Here is a 22,211-nt window from a genome sequence, read left to right on the forward strand (position 1 = left end):
CTCTCCCTTGCCCAGTGCCCGTATGGAGATCTGTCTCCAGCTTGAACCCACCCGGGAAGGAGCGCACGGTGTGCTCCGCTCGGCGACCTCGCGGACCCGGTACCGCTTCGAGGTCGCTAGGCGACGGCGTCGTCCGGAATGGCCTGTTCGGACCAGATGATCTTGCCCGTCGTCGTGTATCGGGTGCCCCAACGGCGGGCGAGCTGGGCCACGATCAGCAGACCCCGTCCGCCCTCGTCCGTGGTCCGGGCATGGCGCAGGCGTGGCGAGGTGCTGCTGGCGTCGGAGACCTCGCAGATCAGGCTGCGGTCCCGGATCAGGCGGAGGCAGACCGGTCCTCTCGCATGGCGGATGGCGTTGGTGACCAGTTCGCTGACGATGAGCTCCGTGGTGAACGTCAGATCGGATATGCCCCACTCCGTCAGCTGCCGGGCGGCGAGGCCGCGGGCGTGCGCGACGGTGGCCGGATCGCTGGGCAGATCCCAGGAGACGACCCGGTCCCGGGCCAGGGCATGGGTCCGGGCGAGGAGCAGTGCCGCGTCGTCGGACGGCGGGCCGATCAGCAGATCGTCGATCACCTTGCGGCCCGTCTCCTCCAATGCCGGACGGGGTGCCGCGAGGACATCGGTCAGCCGGCAGAGTGCGACGTCGATGTCCCGGTCGAAGGACGCGATGAGGCCGTCGGTGTAGAGCGCGATGAGGGTGCCCTCGGCCAGCTCCAGTTCGACGGACTGAAAGGGCAGGTACCCGAGGCCGAGTGGCGGTCCGGCGGGCAGGTCCGGGATCTCGGCGCCGCCGTCGGGACCGACGACCACGGGCGGGAGGTGACCTGCCCGGGCCAGCGTGCACCGCCTGCTGACCGGGTCGTAGACGGCGTACAGGCAGGTGGCTCCCATGAAGGCCGTGCCCGCGGCCGCGCCCTCGGCCGCCGTCGAGGCATCACTGTCGTGCGCCCCCATGAGGCCGATGACCAGGTCGTCCAGATGAGCCAGCAGTTCGTCCGGGGACAGGTCGAGGTTGGCGAGCGTGCGTACGGCGGTGCGCAGGCGTCCCATGGTCGCCGCCGCGTTGATGCCGTGCCCGGCCACGTCCCCGACGACCAGGGCGACCCGTGCGCCGGAGAGCGGAATCACGTCGAACCAGTCGCCGCCCACACCGCTGGGGGCATCCGCCGGGAGATACCACGACGCCACCTCAAGAGCGGATCCTCCGGTCAGGTCCTGGGGCAGCAGGTAGCGCTGCATGGAACGGGCCGCGGTGCGCTCGCGGGTGAATCGGCGCGCGTTGTCGATGCACACCGCGGCGCGGGAGACGAGTTCCTCGGCGAGACGTACGTCGTCCTCCTCGAAGGGGCCCAGTCGCCGGGAACGGGCGAACGTCGCCACGCCCAGGGTGACGCCGCGTGCCCGCACCGGAACCACCATCACCGATCGGAAGTCGTAACCGAGGAGGGAGGCGCCCAGTGACTCGTCCTCGGTCACCCAGGGGCTGGCCGTGTGGTCCAGGATGCGTTCCACCAGGGTCCTGCTCTCCAGCAGACAGCGGGTCACGGGAGACAAGGGCGCGCGCCGGACCGATTCCCCCACGGCCAGAGTCGCCTCGGGACAGCCCTCACGCACCGACTGCTGCCCCGCGCGCCGGATGACGGGCGCCATACCGACCGGCCCGGGGGCCGGCTCCTCACCCCTCATGACGGAGTCCAGCAGGTCGACGGCGACGAAGTCGGCGACGGAGGGCACGGCGTCGTCGGCCAGTTCCTGCGCGGTCCGGGTCACGTCCAGGGTGCTGCCGATGCGGGCGGCAGCGTCGTTGAGCAGGGCCAGACGTTCCTGCGCCCGCCAGCGCTCGGTGACGTCGATGACCATGTACCAGACACCCACGTTCCGGCCGTGACGGTCCTTCATCGCGAAGAAGGAGGCGGAGATCGCACGGCCGGCATCCGGGTCCACGTGACTGGGGCCGCGGTACTCGAAGTCCATCACCGAAGCCCCGGTCTCCAGCACCTCACGCATCTTCTCCTCGAAGGCCTCCGCCTCCCCCTTCGGCAGTACCTCCGCCATCCGCCGGCCCAGCCGTCGCTCAAGGGGGATCTGGCGGTCCAGCGGCTCGTTCACCCACACGTACCGCAGGTCCGTGTCGAGGACGGCGATGCCGACCGGCGCGTGGGTGAGGAAGGGAGTGAGCATCAGCTGGCTCACCCCGCCGCCCGGCATGCGCCAGAAGGCCCGCTTCGGGGGCCGGCCGACGAACCTGCCGAAGACCAGCGCGGCGACCGTGGCCACCAGGACGCCCGGGACCATTTCGTACACGCCCGACTCGAGGGGGCCGAGCAGCGGATTGATCTTCTTCCACAGCAGCACGGTCGCCGCACCCGACACGATCCCGGCCATGGCTCCGGCCCACGTCATGCGCGGCCAGTACAGAGAGAGAAGGACGACCGGCCCGAAGGCGGCTCCGAAGCCTGCCCAGGCATAGGCGACGATGCCCAGCAACCCGTCGCCCCTGAGCGCGATCGCGAAGGCCACCACGGTCACGACGACCACAGCGGCGCGACCGACCCACACCAGTGCCCTGTCCGAGGCGCGCCGGTTGAGGAACGCGCGGTAGAAGTCCTCCGTGAGAGCGACGGACGACACGAGGAGCTGGCTGTCCGCGGTCGAGATGATCGCGGCCAGTACGGCGATCAGCATCACCCCGGCGCCCCAGGGATCGAACAGTGTCCGGCTCAGCGTGATGTACACCGTCTGCGGGTCGCTGAGCGGCGCGCCGCTCTGCGCGATGCCCACCAGGCCGACGAGCGTGGCGCCGGTCAGCACGACGATGACCCACCCTGTTCCGATACGGCGGGCCGTGGGGATGGCACCAGTGCTGCGGATGCCCATGAAACGGGCCAGAATGTGCGGCTGACCGAAATAGCCGAGACCCCAGGCGAGCAGGGAGGTGATCGCGACCACGCCGAGCGACCCGCCTGCCGACCACCGTCCGTCCGTGAGGTCGACACTGGCACCCATGTCCAGCAGGCCGGGTGACTTGCTGTTGAGGGTGTCGCGCAGTGCGCCGAGGCCGCCGAGCGCTCCGATGCCGACGACGGGGAGCACGAGCAGGGCGAGGAACATCAGCGTGGCCTGCATGACGTGCGTGAGGCTCACGGCGAGGAAGCCGCCCAGGCATGAGTAGACGACGATCACCAGGGCGGTCAGGGTCGCTCCGAGCCCGAATCCGACGCCGAAGATGTGCTCGAACAGCAGCCCGCCGGCGACCAGCCCACTGGCGACGTAGACGGTGAAGAACACAAGCGTGACCGCCGCCGAGACCATCCGGAGCATCCGGGTGCGGTCCTCGAACCGCTCCTCCAGATAGGCCGACAGGCTCACGGCGTTTCCCGCCCGCTCGGTGTAGGTGCGCAGCCTGGGCGCGACGAACAGCCAGTTGAGATAGGTACCGAGCATCAGACCGGCCGCGATCCAGGCGGCGCCGACGCCGGCCGCGTACACCGCGCCGGGAAACGCGAGGAACAGCCAGCCGGACATGTCGCTGGCTCCTGCGGACAGCGCGGCGACGCATGCCCTGAGTCTGCGGCCCCCGAGAGCGAAGTCGGCGAAGGTACGAGTGCGGCTGCGGGCCCAGACTCCTGTTCCGATCATGACGGCCACATACACGAGGAATATGGCCACGATCGGCGCACTCAACTCGACCATGTTGTCCTCGCCTGCGAGGTTCATGAGTACGGGCGCGACCATCGCACACCTGAGAGCCGTAGCTCCTCTTACACAAAGGTACAGATTTTCATCGATACCGGCTGTCGGTGCTGCCCGCACCGGGGCGGACACGCATGCTGCGGGAGTCTTCGCGATCGGGCTCGGGCAGCCCGATCAGGAGCAGGGTCACGTCGTCGTCATGCGTGGTCGTGTCCGGGACGAGGGTTCTCATCAGCCGCTCCGCGGCCTGGTCGAGGCTGTCCGGATCTGTGGGAGCGCCCTTCAGCGCGTCGTTGAGGGTGTGGGCGAGGATGTCGATCTGGGCCTCGATGTCGGTACCGGGCCTCTCGACCAGTCCGTCGGTGTAGAGCGCGAGAGTGGTGCCCGGCTGCAGTGGCTGGGTCGTCTGCCGGAACGGCACGTCGCCGCCGCACGAATCGTTGACGCCCAGCGGCACACCGACCGGTGCGTGCAGCAGACGAGCGGGCCCGTCGGGGGGCAGGACGATGACCGGCGGGTGTCCCGCCGAGCACAGGGTGACCTCGTGGGCACTCTGGTCTATCACCAGGTAGACGCAGGTGACGAGCTGGTCCGCCAGGTCGCCGACGAACGCGTCCAGACCGGTCATGAGACGGCTGGGCGATATGCCCGTGCGGGCGAGCGCGTGGGAGGCCGCACGCAGCTGGCCCATGACGGCAGCCGCCTCCAGGCCCCGGCCCATCACATCGCCGACGACGACGCCGGTACGCACTCGGTCCAGGGGAATGATGTCGAACCAGTCGCCGCCGACTCCGGGGTCCTGGACGGACGCCCGGTACCGGTGGGCGCTGGGCAAGTAGGGCAGACGGGACGGCTCGCCCATGAGACTGTGCTGCAGGGTGTAGGCGATGCGTCGATGCTCCTCGTAGCGCTCGGCGCGTTCGGCCTCGGCCTGTCTGCGTTCGGTGATGTCCCTTACGGTCAGGAACACGAGCGTCTCCTCTTCGGCCTGGAGGCTGCTGAGGCTCACCTCGACGGGGAACTCACCGCCGGCACCGTCCAGCCCGAACAGACCCTGGTCCAGGACGATCGGCTTCGGGTCCGCCTGCCGCAGGTAGGCATGGAGGAGGGCTTTGTGCCGTCGGCGCCGCGGGCCGGGGACCAGGTCCACGATGTCGGTGCCCAGGAGGTCGGTGGCCGTACGACCGAACAATGACTGCACCTGCGCATTGGCCATGACGACGGTGCCTCGGCCATCCGTGATCAGCGTGGCGTCGGGCGCCGATTCCAGCAGCGCGAGGAAGCGCCGGTTGGCCCGCCGGACCTCGCGCTGGGCCGCGACTCGTTCGGTGATGTCGGTGACCACGCCGCATACCGCATAGGGCCTGCCGGACGGGGTCTTGAGCGGGAACAGACTCGTGAGGAAGTCCCGTGGACCGCCCGGCAGGACGAACTGCTCCTCCCGTTGCACAGGGACGCCCCGTACCAGCATGGCGAGGTCTGCGGCCCGCGCCTGACGCGCGAGCCCGTGCGGCATGACATCCCGGTCCCGGCGGCCCAGTACCCGCTCGCGGGACAGGCCCAGGCTCTCCTCGAACGTCGTGTTGACCGCCAGGTAGCGCCCGTCCAGGTCCTTGATGAACACCACCGCGGGTGTGTGGTCCATGAACGCCTGCAGCAGTTCGTTCTGTCGCACCTGCCATTCCGCACGGGCGTGCGCCACCTCGATACGGCGGCCCACGACCAACGCCGAGAAGATGACCGCGGCGAACACGGCCACGTGCCCGCACACCAGCAGGGCGGTACCCAGACGCGTCCCGAACAGTGCCGCGTCCTCACCGGCCAGAACGAGCCAGCCCAGCAGCGGCGGTACGACCAGGACGGTGGCGAACAGCCGGCGTCCCAGCGCCCCCGTCGTACCCGCGTTCATCAGCAGTCCGGCAGGACCCCGGTCCGGCTGGGCGAGGAAGGCGGCGATGCCCAGCAGTACCAGCGCCAGGCCGGTGTACAGGGCCATGCCCTTGTAGGCGCCGAACCGTTCCAGTGCGGGTACGGCGTACGCGAACCCGTACAGCCGCAGCATTCCCAGTGTGAGAACGGCCAGGCCCGGAACCTGACAGGTCCAGGCGGGAAGCCGGGACGTGCTCGCGCACAGAGCCGCCACTCCCCCCAGCATCAGCGCCGGAGCCGTATTGGGCGCCATCCGTCCGGGCACCTCTGTCGCCACCCGCATCGTGTCGTCCCTGAAGAGCAGCTCATCGATGCCCAGACCCACACCGGTCACGTACTCCGCAGCGGTGAGCCCACCGATCAAGGCGGCCAGGGCCGCTGCCGCACGGGCCACGTTGATCATCCACGGGGTGACGCATCCGCGAGTCACCAAGGACAGGGAAACGCCGAGTGCCAGCACGGCCACGGCGGTGTTCGCGTTCATGGTCGTGTCGGCCCCCGGCACGCGCCTCAGGACGTCGATGCCGAGGATCCAGCCGGACAGACCCGACGCGCCCAGCACAGCGGCCACGACGGCTGCGCCCTGAGCCACAGCCCGAGCAGCGTCCAGGGCGGACTGCTGGTACGGCAGGTCCGCGGCCTGCTCTGTGCCAAGTGCGCCAGGCAACTCGGGCGTCTGCTGCTCTTCCGTCACGGAACACTCGTTCATGTAGACAAATAGCTAAATCTTCACCAATACCCTAAGTGCTCTGATCGATGACTTCCTCCCCGGCCCTCCGGCAGTTCGCGGGTGCGGCGAGCTCACGAGGCGGCGGCGTCGCGGAGGGCCCGACGTCCTGTGGAGTGCGCTTCCTGGGCCGGGGACGGCTCGTCGGGCCCCGGGTTCGGGCGGTGGAGTTCCACGAAGGGGCGGCCGCCGGTCGTCCACCGGCGGGTGAGAGTCCAGCCGGAAGCGCCGGCGGCATCCAGCAGGGCGGTCGTGCCGACGCGGGCCCAGGCGAACGGCCGCCCGTGCCGCCCGTGAGCGTCCTCGACGCGGACGGTGAGGCATTCGTCGACATCGTCGCCTGCCGCCTCGACCAGCAGACGGCCGCCGGGGCGGACCAGGCCCCGCATGCGCACGAGCAGCGCCACCGGGTCGCCGCCGATCCCCACATTGCCGTCCATCAGCAGGACGGTGCCCCAGCGGCCCTCTCTCGGCAGGCGGTCGAAGACGGACCGCCGCAGGGCGGTTCCGCCGTGGCGCCGGGTCCTGGCGACGGCGGCCGGGCTGATGTCCACGCCGAGTGCGGGCACGCCGCGCGCGGCCAGGGCGGCCACCAGGCGTCCCGGTCCGCAGCCGACGTCCAGGACAGGGCCGAGGCAGCGGTGCAGCACGCCGGTGTCGGCAGTGTCGGGGGCGGCGCACCACCGCTCCACGTCCAGGGGGAGCAGTTCCGCCGCCCCGAGCGTGCGTGGCGCCATACGGCGCAGGTACAGCGGACCGCTTCCGGTACGCAGAGCACGGGCGTAGGGGTCGTCCGACCAGGGCTCACCGGGCTCGGCGACGAAGGGCTCCACAAGGAAGGGGGATGTCTCGATCACCCCACTCACCCTACGAACACAAAGCGGGCATAAGGGATTTGGTGTTCTTACGGACCGCTGACGTCGCCGTGCCTCGAACATCCCCAGAGTTGGGATACGGCGGCCCTCACGACGGTGGCCGTCGGCTGCGGGTGAACCCCCGCACGGCAACCACGAGGGCCGTCACCGCGGCCACGGCCACCAGCGCGATGAGCCAGTTGCGCGGATAATCCAGCGGAAGCACCGAGGCGTTGGCGCGCGGCCCCGGGCGCAGCAGAACCGGCAGCGCCACCACCGTCAACGTGCCCGCGGCCAGCAGCGCCCCGCGGACCGGCCCGCGCGCGCCACCGCGGACCAGTACCAGCCCGACCAGCAGCGCCGACGGCGCGATCAACGTGTCGTGCAGAACGATCGCCCCGCCCAGCCAGACCAGTACGTCCGTCACGTCACGGACGTCGAGCAGCAGCCACGCGCCGACGCCCATCAGCGCCACGCCGACCGCACCCGTGAGGTAGCGCGTCACCTTCATGCCAGCACCTCCAGCCGGCCCACCCACTTGGTCTGCAGCACGCCCGGACGGTTGGGGGCGATGAGGCGCGCCGGGTAGCCGTGGTCGGGGTCGAGTTGCTCTCCGTTCAGGCGCAGGGCGAGCAGGGTCAGCGGGTCGCGGGCGTGCTCGTGCCCCATCTCCGACACCCGGTAGCCGCCGCGCAGCTGCAACGACACCACCCTCACGCGCGCATGCGGCGGCGCGCCCGCCCGCTCCAGCAGATCGACGATACGGACGCCCGTCCACTGCGCCGACTTGCTCCAGCCCTCCACGCAGGCCATCGGGAGCTCCACCCTGTGCTGGGGCAGAGCACGCAGCTCGTCCAGCGTCAGGGTGTACGACCGCGGCCCGGCCACCACCAGGCGGTACTCCTCGTCGGCGATCCGGCCGACTCCGGCCGCCGCAGCGGTCCGGTTGACGGGCAGGGCCTGCGGGCCGTGGTCCGGATGGCGGGGCGCGAAGAGGGTGAAGTCCTTCAGTGGCGTGAAGGACTGACCCACCGTGGTCAGCGTGACGGCCCCGACGGCCGCGCCCACCGCTGCCAGGAGCGACCGCCGGTCGGGACCGTCCTGCGCGGGCAGGGCGAGAGTCCCGGGCGACCATCGGCTCCAGTGCGCCCGGATCTCGGGCGCCTTGACCGCGATGTGCAGGACCAGCGCCCCCACCACCAGCCACGCCACCGCGTAGTGCACCGGCACGAACGAGAACGGCCACGGGTACCACTGGGCCGTGTTCAGCAGCCCTGTGGCCTGCTCGAAGACGGCCCCGGCGACCAGCACCGCGACCGACAGCCGCTCGAGCGCGTGCCGTACCGACCGCAGCGGCGGCCACTCGAACAAGCGCGGATACACGGTCCACAGCTTGGCCAGCAGCAGCGGAATCGCCGCGATGCCGGAGGCGACATGCAGGCCCTGGGTGACCCGATAGCCCCATGCCGGACGGCTCGGAATGTCGTCGGTCGCCCAACTCGGCGGATGTTGCATGACATGGCTGATCAGACCGGTGACGAAGCACACGACGAACGCCACACCCAGCCACCGACCGATCGAGGTCGCGGTGCGGGCATCGTGCAGCCTGCCCTTGAACACCGGCGGAGAGACACGCAGTTTCATACCCTCCATCCCACTGGCCACGAGGCCGTTTCGGAACATTTGATCCCTTACGGAACAGGGACGTCTCCGGCCTCCGGTCCTCGCTCGTCCGCCTGGGCGGACCGCCGCACGGCGTCGGCGCTCTCGGGCCTCGTCAGGACGGGAAGACGCCGAGCCGGCGCAGCTGCGCGAGGACGTCGACGACGCCCCTGATCTCGGTGATCCGCCCGTCGGTGAAGCGGAAGATGAAGATCTCGTTGTAGGTGACGGTCTTGCCCGTCGGCGGCAGGCCCTGGTACTCACCCCGGTGGGTCCCGGTCACCGTGTTCCTGGAGACGACCTTGTCGCCCTCCGTGATCGTCTCCTCGACGGCGACGTGGATGTCGGGGAACGCGCGCAGGAGCACCTGCCACACCCGCTTCAGTGCCTCCGCTCCCGTCGCACCCATCGGTACCGGCGCGACCTGCATCTGTCGGGCACCGCCGTCGGGCTGGCACTCGCGGCGACGGGGCCGGGCGCGCTCCTGGGCTCGCTGCTGGCCGCCCGCCTGCCGAGCCGCTTCGGACATGGCGCTGTGCTCGTGTCCGCGGCAGCACTCAGCGACGGTGTGTTCCTTTCGCTGCCCGCACTGCACGGCTCCTGTGCGGTGACGGTTCCCGCGCTCCTTGCGGTCAACTTCGTCTTCGGGACCTTCAGCCAGCTGGTGAATGTCACGGTCATGGCCGTGCGGCAGACCGTCGCTCCGGACGGGATGCAAGGCCGCGCGGCCGCGACGATCAACTTTGTCGGCATGGGGCTGACCCCGCTCGGCTCGCTGCTCGGCGGCTTTCTCGCGGACGTGTGGGGGACGCGCACCAGCCTCCTGGCAACAGCCGCGGGCATGCTGCTGTCGCCGGCGCTGATGGCCCTGTCCCCACTCGCCCGCCTGGGGCGGACACTTCCCACCCCGCCGGAGTCGGCGGTCCCGTCTGCGTGTCGGCTTCCATCGCAGAGGACGTGATTGACTACCACCGTGTTGTCCGAAACCGTCTTCACCACTCAGGATCTGCCGGCGAACGACCGCTTCGAGGCATGGTCGGAGCAACTGGGCCGCACCCACGCGCCGATGCAGCTGAGCAGCGAGCGCACCGCGGACTACCGGGGACACCAGCGCGTGATCGGGCTGGGCGACGTGACTGTGTGGCCCGCGACCTTCGACCACCTGGTCTTCCGCCGGACGCCCAGGCTGGTGCGCCGGTCCGACCCGGAGGTGTTCCACCTGTCCCTGCTGCGGCACGGAGACGCCGTGGCGAGCTGGGGCCGGCAGCAGGTGGCGTACCGGCTCAACGACTTCCACGTGAACTACTCGTCCCGGTCCTACGAGATATCCACCGGGTACGAACCGGTCACCATCGTCGGGGTGGAGATACCGCGCGCGGCCCTGGATCTCCCGGCCGGCCGTGCGGACCGGGTGGTCGGACACCGGGTGTCCGGCCGGGAGGGGATGGGTGCGTTGCTCGCGGGGATGCTCGTGCAACTGACCTCGGACACTTCCTCGTACCGGGCAGCCGACGCGGAGCGGCTGGGCATGGTCGTCACCGATCTCGTCACCGCCGTCTTCGCCCACGCCCTCGACGCGGAGCCGGAATTGCCGCCCGAGACTCACGCCCGCACCCTGACCCTGCGCATCAAGTCCTTCATCCGCCGGCATCTGGGCGATGCGGAGCTGACCCCCGCGAACATCGCGGCGGCCCACCACATCTCGCGCAGCTACCTGTACCGCCTCTTCCGGGACGAGGGCCTGACCGTGGCCTCGTACATACGCGACCAGCGGCTGGCCAACGCCCGCCGAGACCTCGCCGACCCCGGCCTGCGCACGCTCCCCGTCCACGCCGTGGCCGCCCGTTGGGGCTACTCCCGCCCCGGCGACTTCACCCGGGCTTTCCGTGCCGCGCATGGCATGGCACCCAGTGAGCTGCGGGACCAGGCGCTGAACCGACCAGCCGTGGACGGTGTGCACACGGCCGTGGACGCTGTGCGAACGACAACCCTCGACGCACTCACGCATCATTGATCCCGGTCGCTCAACAGGCCCACGTGCCCGACGGCGTGCCAGGGCCACGGGGGTGCCCTGGTACGCCCAGAGCACAACGGCGCCCCGGTCCGGCGGCGTCGGTCCGCCCGTGGACCCATGCCGCCGGACAGCGGACGCACTGCGCGAGACAGGCGCCGCACCCACCACCTGCGGGCCCCAGGTCCGGGATCACGCCGACTCAGTGATCGCTCTCAGAAGTCCGGCTCGCCATGGCTCACGAAGAAGTGGCCGGAGGCGTGGCTCATGGAGTGTCCCAGCTGCACATCTGTCAGCATGCGCAGAATGAACTCACCGGCCCCGCAATCGAATCCCTGATCGTCGCCGTCATGGGACTGCGTGACCACGGTCCACGAGTCGGGATCGGTCGCGCCCGTCCTCCACATGAGGAGCTCGTATTCGGACCAGCCGAAAGGCAGGAGTCCGCCGCGTGCCGGGTCGAATCCGTCACTCTTCCACGGGTTGCGGCCGGCGCCGGAATCGCGGGGCACGGCAAACTCGACGTACTCGTCGAAGCTGCCCGCACCGAACAGATCGACGATCTCCTTGTAGTCGCTGGGCAGCCGTGTGCCAAGGTCGGCCTCGATCGTGGGCCAGTCGATGCGGGGCCCGGGTATCAGTTCCCAGCCGGTGACGATGCGCAGTTTCTCTGCCCAGGACGCGCTCTCCGGGAAACCTGCGAGCGCCGGGTCCTCGCGGTGGGCGATCACGGCGACCGTACGGGGCCCCTGCGGGGAGGTCACCATGCCGCACCCGACCCAGCGGTTCCGGTAGCCCCAGCCCCGCATCTCGAACAACTCCCCTGCCCCAAAAGGCTCGACCAGCGGCAGGCCGGTACGTTCGGTCAGCGACGGATCGACGAACGCGCCCGCTGCCAGGTTCCGGTGCTGCCCTGCCCACGAACCGATCTCCGCGACAAGTTCATGCAGATCCGTGCCTTGCGGGGCTTCCATGATGACGGGGCGGTCCCGACCAGGGGGATTGCCCTCGATTCCACGCCAGACGCTGTCGACGAATGCGCTGATTCCCATGGCGGCCAGTCAAGCCCATGCCGCTGACATCCCCAGCAGCGGGAAGCAGGCATCATGGCGGGCACCCGTCTCGACAGCGCCGCGAGGATGAGCAAGGAGACAGACTTCATGCCACGCACCAGCGGGTTCACCCCGGGTCTACGAACACGGTTGGTCGGAGCCGTGCGGCAACACCGCGTCCTCTCGATCGCCCTCGCGCTGAAGCTGACGACCGCCGTGGCCCTGGGTGTGGTGTGGCAAACCAAGGTCCGCCGCTCTGGAGACCTCGACGACTACCGAGACCTTCTCGTGGATGATCCCGGTGCACCGGACGAAAACTCGGTCAAGGTGACCTCGCTCGGCACCACCATGATGCTCGTCGACGACGGCACGACTCAGATTCTCATCGACGCGTTCATCACCCCGGCCGCGCTTCTCGACGCCGCGCTCGGGCGGCCGGTCTCCACCGACCGCAACGCAGTGGACGCCGCGCTCGACAAAGTGGGGGCCGATCGCGTGCGCGCCATCTTCATCTCCCACTCCCACCATGACCACGCGCTGGACGTCGCCTACATCGCGACCCGCACGGGAGCCACCGTCCACGGCTCACCGTCCACGCTGAACATCGCCAGGGGCGGCAACGTCCCCGAGGACCGCCTGGCACTCCTGGACCCGGAGAATCCGGTCGAGGTGGGCAACTTCACTGTGCGCACCATCGTCTCCAAACACTCCCCCAACCCGATGGGCGGTGAGGGCGCGACCATCGACGAGCCTCTGCCGCAACCTGCGCCCATCAGCGCATACAAGGAGGGCGGAACCTACGACTTCCTCGTGGCGACACCGGAGACGAGCATCCTGTTCAAAGGTTCGGCGAACTGGATCCCCGGCACGCTCACCGGAGTTCACGCCGATGCGCTGTTCCTCGGCATCGGCGGTCTCGGACGCGCCGGACAACGCTTCAGCGAGGGGTTCCTCGACGCAACCATCGGCGCCGTGCAACCCGCCATTGTCATCCCCACCCACTGGAACGACTTCTTCCGCCCGGCACGCGAGGGCCTTCCGCTGCACCGCAAACTGATCGACGACACACCCGCCGCATTCGACACCGTGCTCGCCCGCGCCGAAGCTGATGGCATCATCGTCCACCTGCTGGATGCGTTCGGCAGCATCACCGTCCGCGAAGGGTTGTCCGGTTGATCGATGGCATCGGCGCACCCTGGCAGGGGACTCCCTCGTTCACGGGCCGTGATCCGGTTTGAGCCATGGACGACGAGACACCCACGAGCGTCGCCGTCTGAGCGACCATGGTCGTGACCGTAATACCAGCGCCACCCTCGCGCTCTCCCCCGTTAACATGTTCTAACTCACGATGATCGCTCTTGTCCGCCCTTCACCGAAACCCATGCCATCTGGTACGACACAACCCCTAGTTACCGACTTCTAACAAAACTGGCCAAACAGTTGATATCAATAGCATCCCGGGTGTTTTCACAAATAAAGAGCAGAATCCCGTTCGCCGCATGGCGTCGACCACGGGCGATCCTGTGGACCGGCGCGGGTGCGGTGGCCCTCGGATTCCTCATCGCTCTGGAGATCGCCGCACGTCGCTACGGCCTCCCAGGGCCGATGACCAATCAGGTGCGAGAGGTGATATTCCCGCCCAAGTCGGGGTTCCTGCTGTACGCCAGCCTGGGGTTGATGATGGTGGTGCTACCCCGGCGGCAGCGGTTCGTCGCGGCCGGTGTCGCGATCGGCATCGACGTCGTCTTCTTGTCGGTGCGGTGGGCGGTCGGCGCCGAGCTGACCGAGGGCCATCCCTTCGGCAACGGCGCGTTGTGGGTGGTCCTGGGATATGCGGTCATCGCCCTCACTCGCCGCACCGGCCAGGAACGTGTCCTGCTGCTGAAGGGCGTCGGGCTGGCCCTGCTGCTGGTGGCCGGCCGTAAGACCGGCGATACCTGGCTGCTCATCACGTCGAAGTCCCGCCCGACGGTGCTCGATCAGTACGTGGCGATCGCCGATCACGCACTGGGCAATCCGTCGTGGCTGGTGGGCCGGTTCGTCGGGGCCACCGGTCCGATCGGCGCCCATGTGCTCGACTTCGTCTACGGCCAGCTTGCCGTGGCCGCCGTCATCATCGCGCTGTACCAGCTGCGCAACGTGGCGGCCGAGCGCCGGTTCCCGCGCCACCATCTGGTGCGCACCTTCCTGGCGATCGGCCTCCTCGGGCCCGGCATCTACATGCTCTTCCCGGTGGTCGGACCGGTCTTCGCCTACGGCGCCGACGGCGGGCACTGGGCGTTGGCCGACCTGTGGCCGGGCACGCCGCCGCCGGTCAATGCCCCGCACCCGATGGGATTCGACGAGATCACCCCACGCAACTGCATGCCCAGCCTGCACACAGCGTGGGCCACCACGATCTTCATTCATTCCCGCAAGGCGCCACGGGCTCTGCGACACGCGGGCACGTTCTGGCTGATTGCCACGCTCGGCGCAACGCTCGGCTTCGGCTACCACTACGGCGCGGATCTCGTCGCCGGCGTGGTGTTCACGCTCACCATCGAGTCGGCACTGCGTTTGCAGGAACGTGGCTGGGAGCGGTCGGGAATCCAGCTGGTCGCCTACGGCACAACGGTCTTCGCCGCGCTCCTGCTGTCGTATCGCTATCTGCCGATGGAAATGGCCAGGTATCCATTGGTGTTCGGCCCGCTTCTCATTCTGGCGATGACGTCGGTGATCTACGGCTATGTACGGACCACCAAGCTGTGGGAACCGAAGGCCGTACCAGTACGGCAAGCGGAACTGCAACCCGAACTCGGGGCTGTTCCGTAACCGCTCTCCGCCGCTTGGTCGGCGAACCCTCGGCTGCGTGCCCCGGAAGTCTGAGCGGGGCACGCAGCGGACCTGTGGGACAGGTGAACGGCTACACGGCGAGCCAGACTGCCTCGTCGGGCGCGAGCAGGCCGCCCTCCACGGTGCCACTGGCGAGCAGGACCGTGGTGTGGTCGGGGAGCCGGTAGGGCGTGGATGCCAGGTTGACCGCGGCGACGAAGCCCGGTTCGCGCCGGAAGGCGAGGACTCCGGTCGGGGCGTCCAGCCACGTCAAGCCGCCGTCGCCGAGAGCGGGGTGTGCGCGGCGCAGGCGCAGGGCCGTGCGGTACAGCTCCAGCATGGACGTCGCGTCCCCGGTCTGCGCCGCCACGCTCCGCCCCCCCCAGCCCGCCGGCTGCGGCAGCCAGGGGGCGGCCGCAGCGTCCTCGGGGCTGAAGCCGAACGGGGCGCTGTGGCCGGACCAGGGGATCGGTACCCGGCAGCCGTCGCGCCCGCGGTCGGAGTGTCCGGACCGCTCCCAGATGGGGTCCTGCAGCACCGCCTCCGGCAGGTCCTCGACCTCGGGCAGGCCGAGTTCCTCGCCCTGATAGATGTAGGCGCCGCCGGGCAGGGCGAGCATCAGCAGGGCGGCGGCGCGGGCGCGCCGCGTACCCAGTTCGAGGTCCAGGGGGCCTTCGGGCCGGTAGGGCTCGTTGGCGACCCACTGCTTGACCGTCCCACGGCCGTAACGGCTGGGGTGGCGCGTGACGTCGTGGTTGGACAGGACCCAGGTGGCCGGTGCGCCCACCGCGCCGAGCATGGCAAGGGAGTCGTCGATGACGGCGCGCAAATCCTTCGCGTTCCAACTCGACATCAGGAAGTCGAAGTTGAAGGCGGTGTGCAGGCCGTCCCGGCGGACGTAGGCGGCGAGCCGCTCAGGGGTGTCGGCCCATGCCTCGGCGACGAAGGACCGGTCACCGGGGAACTCGTCGGCCACCTTGCGCCAGGCGCGGTAGATGTCGTGCACCTCGTCACGGTCCCAGTGGGGGTGATCGACGTGCTGCCGGGCCTGCTCCCGCGCGGGTTCGCGGGAGACGGGCGGACCCGGCCGGGCCTGCTCCTGGCGGGGCGGCAGGTCGGACAGTTCGGGGTCCTTGACGAGTCCGTGGGCCACGTCGATACGGAACCCGTCCACCCCCCGGCTGAACCAGAACCGCAGTACCGACTCGAACTCGGCCCGCACCTCGGGGTGTTCCCAGTTGAGGTCCGGCTGCTCGGGGGCGAACAGGTGCAGATACCAGTCCCCGTCGGGCAGTCGGGTCCAGGCCGGGCCGCCGAAGCACGAAACCCAGTCGTTGGGTGGTTCGGCGCCGCCGGGTCCCCGGCCGGGCCGGAATACGTAGCGCTCCCGCTCGGGGCTGCCCGGTCCAGCGGTCAGCGCCGCCCGGAACCACGCGTGCCGGTCGGAGGTGTGGTTGGGCACGATGTCGGGGATGACGCGGATCCCGTGCCGGTGCGCCTCCTCGATGAGTTGCTCGGCCTCGGCCAGGGTGCCGAACAGCGGGTCGATCTCGCGGTAGTCGGCGACGTCGTAACCGTGGTCCGCCATCGGTGACTTGTACCACGGGTTGATCCAGATGGCGTCGATGCCGAGGGACTTGAGATAGGGCAGGCGGGAGCGGAGGCCGGCGATGTCACCGACACCGTCACCGTTCCCGTCGGCGAAACTGCGGATGTAGACCTGGTAGATGACGGCGCTGCGCCACCACGGTGCGGTACCGGACATACGGCTGCGTTACTCCTTGGAGGATGAGGGCAGGACGGCGTGCCGCCCGGGGTCTACTTCGCCGCGCCGGCGGTGAGTCCGGCGACGATACGGCGCTGGAAGAGCAGCACCATGACCACCAGGGGGACGGTGACCAGGACCCCCGCTGCCATCTGGCTGCCGAACGGGGTCTCGAACTGGGTGGCGCCGGAGAACTTGGAGATGGAGACGGGGGCCGTCTGCATGGCGGGCTTGTTCGTCATCGACAGGGCGATGAGGAACTCGTTCCAGGCGGCGATGAAGGTGATGATCGCCGTGGTGAAGATGCCCGGTGCGGCCAGCGGAATGATGATCTTGCGGAAGGCCTGGCCCCTGGTACAGCCGTCGATCATGGCGGCGTGCTCCAGCTCGTCCGGCATCTGCCGGAAGAACGTGGTCAGGTTCCACACCGCCAGCGGGAGCGCGAACGACATGCTCGGCACGATCATGGCCTGGTAGGTGTTGATCCAGCCGATGTCCGTGAACAGCTTCAGCAGCGGGACCACGATCGACACCACCGGGAACATCGAGGTGGCGATGATCAGCGTGAGGATCAGCCGCTTGAAGCGGAACTCCAGCCGAGCCATCGCATAGGCGGTGAACGTGGCCAGCAGCAGCGCCAGTGCGGTGGTGATGCCGGCGACGATCAGGCTGTTGAGCAGCGCTCGTGTGAACCCCTGGGACGGGTCGAACACCGCCCGGTAGTTCTCGAGCGACGGCCGGGAGGGAAGCAGCGAGGTGTCGAAGATGTCCGAGGTGCGCCGCAGGCTGGAGACCAGCATCCAGTAGAACGGGGCCAGGCAGTAGGCCACCACCGCGGCAACACCCACGTACAGCAGCCGGCTTCGCCATTTCGCCGTGATGGTCATGCCGTCACCTCCGCGCGGCGCGGCGCCGTGATACGCAGCCGCCTGTTCCTGCCTTCGCTGCCGCGTGCGGCGCCGCCACCTACGAGGTCGGCGCCGAGGAGCCGGACGAAGGCGAGCGCGATGAGAAAGACGTAGAGGAAGAGGAGTACCGCATAGGCGGAGGCCGGACCGAAGCGGACGTTGGAGGCCTCGTTCTGCGCGAGCATGGACAGGGTTTCCACCGAGTTCTTCTGTGCGCCGACGAGGATGTACGGCAGGTCGAACATCCGCAGCGCGTCCAGGCACCGGAACAGCACCGCCACCAGCAGCGCGGGCTTCACCAGGGGCAGGGTGATGTGCCAGAACCGGCGCAGGGCGCTTGCCCCGTCGATCCTGGCCGCCTCGTAGACCTCCTCGGGAATCACCTGGAGACCGGCCAGGACCAGCAGTCCGATGAAGGGGGCGGTCTTCCACACCTCGGCGATGATCACCGCGACCTTGGCGTGGAAGCCTTCGGTGGTCCACAGGATCTGGCGGCCGACGACGGCGTTGGCGATGCCGTTGCTGTTGAAGATCCAGCGCCACAGCAGGGCCGAGATGGCCGTGGGGACCGCCCAGGGCACGAGGATGCCGGCCCGTACCAGAGCCCGGCCCCGGAACGCCTTGTGCATGATCAGGGCCATGGCCACGCCGATCACCGTCTCCAGCCCCACCGTGACGACGCTGAAGAAGGTGGTGTTCCAGAAGGCGTTCCAGAACCGGTCCCCGGCCGCGCCGAAGACCTCGGTGTAGTTCTTCAGCCCGACGAACGGCTCGCTGGTGCGGATGAAGCCGGTCTTCGGGTCCAGCCCCTTGGTCCCGTACAGCGACTCCTTCAGCGCCATCACCGTCGGATAGAGCACGACGATCGACAGCACCAGGAGCGTCGGGGACACCAGCAGTGCCGCCATCCGCCCCGAGCCCGCGGTCGCCCTGGTCCGCGTGCGCCGACGGCTCGTCGGCCTGGAGGACTGTCCTGAAGGACGGTCGGCCGCCCTGCCGGGCTCGTCCTCGGCGGTATCGGGCGGGGTCTTCGTGTCGGCCATGGCCCCGCTCCTCACTGCGCCGTGGACTTCTGCAGGTCGTTCTGCAGGTCCTTCAGCGCCTGCGCACTGCTCTTGTTGCCCGTCAGAGCGGCGTAGGTCTCCTGCTGGATCGCCGATGTCACATCGCCGTACTGCACCACCCGCGGACGCGGCACGGCCCGCAGGATGGACTCCTTCAGGACGGGCAGGTACGGGTACTGCTTGACCAGCGACGGGTCGTCGTACAGGTCCGTGTACGGCGGGGCGAGGGAGGCGTCCTTGAGGAACGTGCTCGCGCTGTCCTTGCTGCTGAAGAACTTCATGAAGTCCAGGGCCGTGGCCTTGTTCTTGGCGAAGGACGACAGGGCCAGGTTGTGCCCGCCCAGGCTGGAGGAGCCGGGTCCGTTCAGGCCGGGCAGGGGTGCGACCGCGAACTTGCCCGCCACCTCGGCCTTCTGGGCCAGGGAGTACATGTACGGCCAGTTGCGCAGGAATATCAGCTTCCCGGACTGGAACGCCTGACGGCCGTCCTCCTCCTGGTAGGTGATGGCCTCCTTGGGGATCGTGCCGTCCTTGACGGAGCCGGCGAGGAAGTCCAGGCCCTTCTTCGCCTCGGGGGTGTCGACGTTCGGCTTGCCGTTCGCGTCGGTGACGACTCCGCCGGCGGAGTTCACGGCCTCGGCGAAGTTCACCGTCAGGCCCTCGTACTTCTGGAACTGGCCGGCGTAGCAGGACATGTCCTTGGCCTCGGGCAGCTTCTTCACCTTGGCGCAGTCGGCCGTCATCTCCGACCACGTGGCCGGAGGCTTGCCGACTCCGGCCTTCTTCAGCAGATCGGTGCGGTAGTACAGGACTCCGCCGTCCGAACTCGCCGGTGCCGCATACAGGTTGCCGCGGTACTTCGCCGTCTCCACCACCGGCTTCAGCATGTTCCGCAGCGGGAACTGCTTCTCGGGCAGGCGGTCGATCCACTGGTGGGCGGCGAACTCCGACGTCCACACGACGTCGAGGGAGAGCACCGTGTAGGCGTCGGACTTCGTCTCCGCGTTCTGGATCATCTGCTGGCGCTGTGAGTCCGCGTCCGTCGGCAGCTGGATGAAGGTGACCTTCTCCTTCGGGTGCAGCTCGTTCCAGCGGGCGATGACCTTCGGAACGACGCCGGAGGTGTCCTTGCCGGCCACATACGTGATGGGGCCACGGCCCTGGAACGACGGGCTCCCGGCCTGCTCCCCGGAGCCACTGCCCCCGGACGAACCGCAGGCGCTGAGGAGCAGTCCGGCGGTGGCGAGCGTTGCCGAACACTGAAGGGCTCTGGTGGTCCTGGTCTTCACTGTCTTTCTCCTGGTCGTGCGAAACCGAAGCAGCGGCTGACAGTGCTGTCACGACGTTTCGGGAATGAAAAGTACTGGTCAATGAGCCAGTGGATGGCCACCCGGAAACGGGATCGATCCCGCCGAGACAACGCTTGCACGCTAGGAGTGCACCTACGGGAAGTCAATGCGTAACTTGCCGGTAGCACAGACGGATTTAGATGAGCAGCACACCTTAATAAGTTACTAAACCAGGGCAAAAGGAACGAATTAAACCCCGTGACAGCGCTGTCACAAGACACTGAACAGACAAGCGGATCTGTGCTAACTTCCGCTCATGTCATCCGCTCAACGGCTCCCCACGATGGCCGACGTCGCCGAACGGGCAGGGGTTTCCCCATCCACCGTCTCGCGCACTCTGCGCGGTCTGCCCACCGTCTCGCCGGAGGTCCGCGCCCGGGTCGAAGAGGCCGCCCGCGAGCTGAACTTCGCGGTCTCACGACAGGCGGCGAGTCTGGTCACGGGCAGGACCGGGGTCGTGGCGGCGCTCGTGCCCACGCTCAACTCGTGGTTCATGGGGTCGGCGTTGTCCACACTGGGCCCGCTGCTGCGTGCGGCCGGCATGGAGCTGTCCGTCTATGTGATACCCGACATGACCGAGCGCACCGCGTTCTTCGAGCGCCTCCCGGCCCGGCGGAACGCCGACGCGCTGGTGGTGTTCGGGTTCGACCTCACCGAAGAGGAGACCTTGCGGCTGGACGACCTCGGCATGCCGGTCATCTACGTCAGCCAGCACGCCGAAGGCCGCCCGAGCGTGTACGTCGACGACGTGGCCGGAGCCTGCAAAGCCACCCGGCACCTGCTCAACCTCGGGCACCACAGGATCGCCTTCGCGCCGACCGTGGGCGCCAGCGGCTTCTGCTTCAGCTCACGCGAACGGCTGCTCGGCTACCAGCAGGCGCTCACCGAGGCGGGCATCCCGCTGGACGACGACCTGGTGGTCACCATGTCGTTCGAGGACAAGCGGGGCATCACGGAGGGGGTCGGCAAGCTGCTGAGCCTGCGGGAGCCGCCCACCGCGATCTTCGCCGAGATGGACGAACTGGCCATCGCCGTCATCCACTTCCTGCGCCAAACCCGGATCCAGGTGCCCGAGCGGATCTCCGTCATAGGTTTTGACGACCACCAGATAGCACAGTGGACCGGCCTGTCCACGGTCGCCCAGTCCCCCTCGGAGATGGGCCGCCTGGCCGGCGAACTGGCCCTGAAGCTGATCCATGAATCCGACGCGGACCACAAGCAACACATCGTCCTCCCCACGCACTTGATCCCCCGGGCCACCACAGCCCCGCCCCCCGCCTACCGGAACGAGCGCGCCAGCGCTTCCGAAGGTCGGCACGTCTGAGGGCCAGTCACAGGCAACGGGTAACCCCTTCGCCCTCAAGGGCCGTCGGCGCTGGTGCGTGCCAGGATGCGGTTACGCTTCCGGCGTGACTGGGGCAGAGGCGAACCGCCGACGGCTGCTGGGAGCAGCATGCTCCACGGCCGCAGCCGCCGCGCTGGCCGGCTGCTCCCAGTACTCGGAACCGGTACGGCGGCTGCGGTTCGCGACGGGCCCGGAGGGCGGGCCGTACAACGCCTTCGGGAGGGCCTTGACGACGGCGGTCGCTCGGCGCACGGGCCGGCTGCGGATCGGTCCGGTGAGTACGGCGGCGAGCGTGGACAACCTGCGCATGCTGGACGACGGCTCGGCCGAGCTCGCGCTCGCCATGGCGGACAGTGCGCAGGATGCCGTACGGGGCCTGCCACCCTTCTCCCGCCCGGCCGCGGTCACTGCGCTTGCGCGGGTCTACGTGAACTACACGCACCTGGTGGTGCCGGCGAACGGGCCCGTGCGGACCGTTCAGGATCTCGCCGGAAGGCCGGTCGCCGTCGGTGCTCCGGGCTCGGGGGCGCAGGTGGTGGCACGGCGGCTGTTGCGGGTGGCCGGACTGACCGGACGCAGGTCGGTACGGGAGCGGGAGCTCGGGCTCGCGGAGTCGGTGGCATCGCTGCGCGCGGGCTCGGTGGACGCGCTGATCTGGTCCGGTGGCGTGCCCACGCCCGCGCTATCGGTCCTGGCACGCCAACTGCCGCTGCGGTTCCCGCCGTTGGACGGGCAGGTGAGCGAACTGCGCGAGCGGTACGGACCTGTCTACACGGCGGTGACGCTTCCGGCAGGGTCCTACGGACTGGAGGAGCCGGTGGGCACCATCGGGGTCGGCAACTACCTCATGGCGCGGGCCAAGGTGCCGCAGCGTGCGGCGCGGGAGGTGCTGCAGGTGGTGTTCGACGAGTGGCGGGTTCTGTTGCGGGAGGTGACGGCGGGAGCGCGGCTGGAGCCCCGGTTCGCCATCTCCACCGGTGAGGTGCCCCTGCATCCGGGTGCGGTCGCCTACTACCGCTCGGTGTACGGCTGACCG

The 22,211-nt window shown here is 69.0% G+C and carries 16 protein-coding genes and 1 pseudogene; 6 read left to right on the top strand and 11 right to left on the bottom strand.

The features are described from left to right. Positions 1 to 116 precede the first annotated feature (116 nt). From putP to N8I87_RS01545, 6 genes are all read right to left on the bottom strand, one after another. Entirely contained in the window at positions 117 to 3,740 is a 3,624-nt protein-coding gene (gene putP, locus N8I87_RS01520; protein ID WP_263204868.1) for a sodium/proline symporter PutP, read from the bottom strand. 46 nt (positions 3,741 to 3,786) lie between these two features. Next, entirely contained in the window at positions 3,787 to 6,321 is a 2,535-nt protein-coding gene (locus N8I87_RS01525) for a SpoIIE family protein phosphatase (RefSeq protein WP_263204869.1), read from the bottom strand. Positions 6,322 to 6,428: 107 nt separating this feature from the next. After that, positions 6,429 to 7,211 (bottom strand): class I SAM-dependent methyltransferase, encoded by a 783-nt coding sequence (locus tag N8I87_RS01530; RefSeq protein ID WP_317633436.1) that lies wholly within the window; start codon positions 7,209 to 7,211, stop codon positions 6,429 to 6,431. A 106-nt stretch (positions 7,212 to 7,317) separates the two neighbouring features. Then, positions 7,318 to 7,719 (bottom strand): hypothetical protein, encoded by a 402-nt coding sequence (locus N8I87_RS01535; protein ID WP_263204870.1) that lies wholly within the window; start codon positions 7,717 to 7,719, stop codon positions 7,318 to 7,320. After that, entirely contained in the window at positions 7,716 to 8,861 is a 1,146-nt protein-coding gene (locus tag N8I87_RS01540) for a molybdopterin-dependent oxidoreductase (RefSeq protein ID WP_263216261.1), read from the bottom strand. Before N8I87_RS01540 ends, N8I87_RS01535 begins: the two co-directional genes overlap by 4 nt. Before the next feature lie 124 nt (positions 8,862 to 8,985). Continuing rightward, positions 8,986 to 9,399, bottom strand: a complete 414-nt coding sequence (locus N8I87_RS01545; protein WP_263204871.1) for an ester cyclase — start codon at positions 9,397 to 9,399, stop codon at positions 8,986 to 8,988. Between N8I87_RS01545 and N8I87_RS01550 the strand changes: the two are divergent. Further along, a pseudogene (locus N8I87_RS01550) lies at positions 9,289 to 9,831 on the top strand (MFS transporter); the annotation flags it as partial. The gene N8I87_RS01545 and the pseudogene N8I87_RS01550 overlap by 111 nt on opposite strands. Positions 9,832 to 9,843: 12 nt before the next feature. Next, on the top strand, positions 9,844 to 10,884 hold the full coding sequence (locus N8I87_RS01555) for an AraC family transcriptional regulator (protein WP_263204872.1): 1,041 nt from the start codon (positions 9,844 to 9,846) through the stop codon (positions 10,882 to 10,884). Between the two features lie 212 nt (positions 10,885 to 11,096). Here the strand turns inward: N8I87_RS01555 and N8I87_RS01560 are convergent, their stop codons facing one another. After that, positions 11,097 to 11,933 (bottom strand): SMI1/KNR4 family protein, encoded by an 837-nt coding sequence (locus tag N8I87_RS01560; protein WP_263204873.1) that lies wholly within the window; start codon positions 11,931 to 11,933, stop codon positions 11,097 to 11,099. Between the two features lie 54 nt (positions 11,934 to 11,987). Here N8I87_RS01560 and N8I87_RS01565 point away from each other — a divergent pair, with 54 nt between their 5' ends. Both N8I87_RS01565 and N8I87_RS01570 read left to right on the top strand, forming a co-directional pair. After that, a complete protein-coding gene (locus N8I87_RS01565) occupies positions 11,988 to 13,109 on the top strand; it encodes an MBL fold metallo-hydrolase (protein WP_263204874.1) in 1,122 nt (373 codons plus the stop codon). A 342-nt stretch (positions 13,110 to 13,451) separates the two neighbouring features. After that, positions 13,452 to 14,744: a phosphatase PAP2 family protein gene (locus N8I87_RS01570; protein WP_263216263.1), complete on the top strand. Its 1,293-nt coding sequence runs from the start codon at positions 13,452 to 13,454 to the stop codon at positions 14,742 to 14,744. A gap of 91 nt (positions 14,745 to 14,835) precedes the next feature. On the opposite strand, the gene N8I87_RS01575 is transcribed toward N8I87_RS01570, so the two are convergent. The 4 genes from N8I87_RS01575 to N8I87_RS01590 are packed head-to-tail and all read right to left on the bottom strand — an operon-like array spanning position 14,836 to position 19,770. After that, the gene (locus N8I87_RS01575) at positions 14,836 to 16,509 is read right to left on the bottom strand and encodes a glycoside hydrolase family 13 protein (RefSeq protein WP_263204875.1); all 1,674 of its coding nucleotides are present in this window, start codon (positions 16,507 to 16,509) and stop codon (positions 14,836 to 14,838) included. Between the two features lie 53 nt (positions 16,510 to 16,562). Further along, on the bottom strand, positions 16,563 to 17,396 hold the full coding sequence (locus tag N8I87_RS01580) for a carbohydrate ABC transporter permease (RefSeq protein WP_263204876.1): 834 nt from the start codon (positions 17,394 to 17,396) through the stop codon (positions 16,563 to 16,565). Beyond that, on the bottom strand, positions 17,393 to 18,460 hold the full coding sequence (locus N8I87_RS01585) for a carbohydrate ABC transporter permease (RefSeq protein WP_263204877.1): 1,068 nt from the start codon (positions 18,458 to 18,460) through the stop codon (positions 17,393 to 17,395). Before N8I87_RS01585 ends, N8I87_RS01580 begins: the two co-directional genes overlap by 4 nt. Positions 18,461 to 18,471: 11 nt before the next feature. Further along, positions 18,472 to 19,770: an ABC transporter substrate-binding protein gene (locus tag N8I87_RS01590; RefSeq protein WP_263204878.1), complete on the bottom strand. Its 1,299-nt coding sequence runs from the start codon at positions 19,768 to 19,770 to the stop codon at positions 18,472 to 18,474. Between the two features lie 316 nt (positions 19,771 to 20,086). Here N8I87_RS01590 and N8I87_RS01595 point away from each other — a divergent pair, with 316 nt between their 5' ends. Beyond that, complete coding sequence (locus N8I87_RS01595; RefSeq protein WP_317633437.1) at positions 20,087 to 21,154, top strand: LacI family DNA-binding transcriptional regulator; 1,068 nt, start codon at positions 20,087 to 20,089, stop codon at positions 21,152 to 21,154. Positions 21,155 to 21,239: 85 nt separating this feature from the next. After that, complete coding sequence (locus N8I87_RS01600) at positions 21,240 to 22,208, top strand: TAXI family TRAP transporter solute-binding subunit (RefSeq protein ID WP_263204879.1); 969 nt, start codon at positions 21,240 to 21,242, stop codon at positions 22,206 to 22,208. The last annotated feature ends 3 nt before the right edge of the window (positions 22,209 to 22,211 follow it).

Origin of the sequence: Streptomyces sp. HUAS 15-9, assembly GCF_025642155.1 — a bacterium.
Lineage (GTDB): Bacteria > Actinomycetota > Actinomycetes > Streptomycetales > Streptomycetaceae > Streptomyces.

What these genes read in the sequence shown, in the direction of transcription:
- N8I87_RS01565 (WP_263204874.1), top strand. Translation starts at nt 11,988, where the DNA reads ATGGCGGGCACCCGTCTCGACAGCGCCGCGAGGATGAGCAAGGAGACA.
- N8I87_RS01535 (WP_263204870.1), bottom strand. Translation starts at nt 7,719, where the DNA reads ATGAAGGTGACGCGCTACCTCACGGGTGCGGTCGGCGTGGCGCTGATG.
- N8I87_RS01595 (WP_317633437.1), top strand. Translation starts at nt 20,087, where the DNA reads ATGTCATCCGCTCAACGGCTCCCCACGATGGCCGACGTCGCCGAACGG.
- N8I87_RS01575 (WP_263204875.1), bottom strand. Translation starts at nt 16,509, where the DNA reads ATGTCCGGTACCGCACCGTGGTGGCGCAGCGCCGTCATCTACCAGGTC.
- N8I87_RS01560 (WP_263204873.1), bottom strand. Translation starts at nt 11,933, where the DNA reads ATGGGAATCAGCGCATTCGTCGACAGCGTCTGGCGTGGAATCGAGGGC.
- N8I87_RS01585 (WP_263204877.1), bottom strand. Translation starts at nt 18,460, where the DNA reads ATGGCCGACACGAAGACCCCGCCCGATACCGCCGAGGACGAGCCCGGC.
- N8I87_RS01540 (WP_263216261.1), bottom strand. Translation starts at nt 8,861, where the DNA reads ATGGAGGGTATGAAACTGCGTGTCTCTCCGCCGGTGTTCAAGGGCAGG.
- N8I87_RS01580 (WP_263204876.1), bottom strand. Translation starts at nt 17,396, where the DNA reads ATGACCATCACGGCGAAATGGCGAAGCCGGCTGCTGTACGTGGGTGTT.
- putP (WP_263204868.1), bottom strand. Translation starts at nt 3,740, where the DNA reads ATGGTCGCGCCCGTACTCATGAACCTCGCAGGCGAGGACAACATGGTC.
- N8I87_RS01545 (WP_263204871.1), bottom strand. Translation starts at nt 9,399, where the DNA reads ATGTCCGAAGCGGCTCGGCAGGCGGGCGGCCAGCAGCGAGCCCAGGAG.